Source organism: Providencia sp. PROV033 (genome assembly GCF_028484855.1).
GTDB lineage: Bacteria > Pseudomonadota > Gammaproteobacteria > Enterobacterales > Enterobacteriaceae > Providencia > Providencia alcalifaciens.
The window spans coordinates 1-2679 of sequence record NZ_JAMPSW010000179.1; the positions used below are offsets into that span (position 1 = coordinate 1).

Consider the following 2679-nt stretch of genomic DNA (forward strand, 5'->3'; position numbering starts at 1 on the left):
AAGCATTAAATAAATAACGTCATTTTTCTATTACGTCATTTTAATGAAGATAATAATTAATAAGTGACTGATGGGAACGCTGAGTAATAAACCTAGAAACGCATTCTACTGTTTAAGGCACTGTAGCAGTATGAAAATTGAAAAATTAAAGCCACACATTATTTAGCGATACGTCATAATATGTGGCTTTAATAAATAATTTATAGTGCGGTAGCAGGTTTTTTTACTTTCTCAGAAAACTACTTGATAAACATCCCTGCAAGGAATAGTACGACGATGGCACCAATAACGGCGACAATAAAGCTGCCAAAATTAAATCCATCTACCTTACCTTTACCAAAGAATGTGCTGATATATCCCCCAACAACGGCCCCTACGATCCCCAGAACCGTGGTCATAATGAAACCCATTTGATAGGTTCCAGGCATCAGCCATTTAGCTAAAACACCCGCGATTAAACCAAAGATAATCCAAGCAATAACGCCCATTTGATGCCTCCAATATCCAGTTGCACTCTATCTCTGCAGCATTCTATCTTTGTTGCATGTCATAAATGTTTTATTTCATACGGTGATAGCACTATGTGAAATAAATCATCACCATACCTGTTAATTAAAGACCTAATCTTAAATTTTAGCAAATCACATAATTCTAATATGGCATGACAGGTAGCGATTCCACATGATGTGCAATGATATCTGCGATTTGCTCTGCTGTTTTCAAAGCTCTAACCTGAGAGAATAAAACGTCGGCTTGTTGATACTCTTTACGCAAATAGCTAAGCCACTGTTTAATACGGGCTGCGTGGTAATGCCCCGTATCACCCTGTTTTTCTAACTCTGTATATTTAAAGAGTATTTTGCCAACCTGCTCCCAAGGCATCTTCGGGACATTGTGTTTGATAACTCGGCTCAAATTCGGTGTATTTAAGGCGCCTCGACCAATCATAATTGAATCGCACCCCGTCATTTCCATACACCGTTTAGCACTTTCATAATCCCAGATTTCACCATTCGCAATCACTGGAATTGACAATTTTTGGCGAATCTCACCAATGGCCTGCCAGTTAATACATTCGGCTTTGTAGCCATCTTCTTTTGTACGCCCATGCACTGTTAACTCAGTTGCCCCAGCTTGTTGCACAGCATCCGCAATTTCATGAGCAAATTGACTACTGTCCCAACCTAATCGAACTTTTACAGAGACCGGTAATTCTTTAGGCACTGCGGCACGTATCGCTTTAGCGGCATGATAGATAAGGTCGGGTTGCTTCAATAATGTCGCGCCACCGCCACTACCATTCACTGTTTTTGAAGGGCAGGCAAAGTTTATGTAGAATAAACAAAAAATTAATAGTTACAAATCATAAATCACAAAGTAAAATCTCACCAAAAATAATGAAAAGTTAATATATACAAAAAGATAGATATAGCATTGTACCTATTTTTAAGCTTAGGATACTATATCTGCAAGGAGATTATATGCTTTGTTACTCATATGTTAGATTTAGTACCCCTGAGCAAGCTAGAGGCGATAGTCATCGACGCCAGATGGAATTTGCCAAAAATTATTGCAAACTGAACAACTTAACATTAGTAGAAGATCTCAGCTTTAAAGATTTTGGCGTTAGTGCCTATAGAGGTGATAATCTAAAAACTGGCGCACTAGGTAAATTTCTGGAACTAGTTAATTCAGGACATATCCCTACTGGTAGCACACTCATTATAGAAAGTTTTGACCGTTTATCTCGTCAGACAGCCATAAAAGCACAAGCAATCTTTTCAGATATTATTAGCGCAGGCATCACAATTGTAACAGCTATGGATAATCGCTCATACAATTTGCAGTCAGTAACTGATAATCCTTTTGATCTAATGTATAGCCTAATGATAATGATTAGAGCAAATGAGGAAAGTGAAACAAAAAGTAAAAGGGTTAAAGAAGCAATAAAATCCAATATTAAAAATAAGAAAATAGTTGCTAGCAAGCTACCTTACTGGATAAAACACAATAAAGAAAAAGACTTACTTGAACTAATTCCAGAACGAGCAGAAATTATTCAGCATATTATAGAAAAATACCTAGCAGGTTTGGGAATTAATAAACTAACTCGATACCTAAATGATAATATTAAACCATTCGCTGGTAAAAATTGGTATCCAATGTATTTACAAAAATTACTTAGATCAACATCATTATATGGTGAACGACAATATAATATTGATGGCACACTCCATATTATGGATAATTATTATCCAGCAATAACGACTAAAAATACATTCGCTATAATACAAGAGAATTTAAATGCTCGAGCATATACTAGAGGTGGAAAAATCCCATCAGCTATAACAGGAATTGGTATAGCACACTGCGGTTATTGCCATGATGTATTAGTATCCCAATCAACAAAAAGAAAAGGTAAAATTGTAGATGGTTTAAGAAGAGCAAGATGCAATTCAAGCTCTAAAGGAACTAAGTGTATTACAACTACATTTAGAATATCTATTATTGAGAATGCGATAGCTGAATACTGTAGTCAGCATATTGATTTATCGTTTCTAGAACCAGTATCTGATAATTCAAGAACACAATTAGCTAAATATAAATTAGAACTAAGTGAGTTAAATAAAAAAATAAAAAATTATGTTGATTTTATATCCAATGGAAATATTAGCGCCC

At 35.5% G+C, this 2679-nt stretch carries 2 protein-coding genes and 1 pseudogene; 1 reads left to right on the top strand and 2 read right to left on the bottom strand.

The genetic code is table 11. The features are described from left to right. Positions 1–239: 239 nt before the first annotated feature. Positions 240–488 (bottom strand): GlsB/YeaQ/YmgE family stress response membrane protein, encoded by a 249-nt coding sequence (locus PSF16_RS17060; RefSeq protein ID WP_006660163.1) that lies wholly within the window; start codon positions 486–488, stop codon positions 240–242. A gap of 163 nt (positions 489–651) precedes the next feature. Continuing rightward, positions 652–1332: pseudogene (locus PSF16_RS17065) on the bottom strand (tRNA-dihydrouridine synthase); the annotation flags it as partial. A gap of 149 nt (positions 1333–1481) precedes the next feature. Between PSF16_RS17065 and PSF16_RS17070 the strand changes: the two are divergent. Further along, a partial coding sequence (locus PSF16_RS17070) for a recombinase family protein (protein ID WP_272689774.1) occupies positions 1482–2679 on the top strand: 1198 nt, incomplete at its 3' end.